This is a genomic window from Ensifer sp. Root954 (assembly GCF_001429005.1).
GTDB classification, from domain to species: Bacteria; Pseudomonadota; Alphaproteobacteria; order Rhizobiales; family Rhizobiaceae; genus Ensifer; species Ensifer adhaerens.
The window spans coordinates 1-685 of sequence record NZ_LMJM01000025.1; the positions used below are offsets into that span (position 1 = coordinate 1).

General features: G+C 63.6%; 1 protein-coding gene. It reads left to right on the top strand.

All coding sequences use genetic code 11. The features are described 5' to 3' along the window. Positions 1-685: zinc-binding dehydrogenase (locus ASE71_RS19245; protein ID WP_060634966.1), on the top strand; the 685-nt coding region annotated here is incomplete at both ends.

The following is a 685-nucleotide window of genomic DNA, read 5'->3' on the forward strand; positions in this document are numbered from 1 at the left end:
CTGCCGGGCCGGCCGCGGGCATCTGTGCCGCAACACGCTCGGCGTCGGCGTCAACCGGCCGGGTTCGTTCGGCGAGTTCGTCTGCCTGCCGGAGTATAACGTCGTGCCGATCCCGGAGGATGTGCCCGACGAGATCGCGGCGATCTTCGATCCGTTCGGCAATGCCGTGCACACAGCACTCTCCTTCGATCTCGTCGGCGAGGACGTTCTTGTGACCGGCGCCGGGCCGATCGGCATCATGGGGGCGCTGGTCGCCAAGCGTTCCGGCGCGCGCAAGGTGGTGATCACCGACATCAACCCGACGCGGCTGGCGCTCGCCAAGAGCGTCGGCATCGACCATGTCGTCGATGCGTCCAAGGAAAACCTTGCCGACGTGATGAAGGCGATCGGCATGACCGAAGGTTTTGACGTCGGGCTGGAAATGTCGGGCGCGGCCCCTGCCTTCCGCGACATGATCGACAAGATGAACAATGGCGGCAAGATCGCCATCCTCGGCATCGCACCGGCCGGCTTCGAGATCGACTGGAACAAGGTGACCTTCAAGATGCTCAACCTCAAGGGCATCTATGGCCGCGAGATGTTCGAGACCTGGTACAAGATGATCGCCTTCGTGCAGGGCGGGCTCGACCTTGCCCCCGTCATCACCCACCGCATCAAGATCGACGAGTTCCGCGACGGCTTTCAG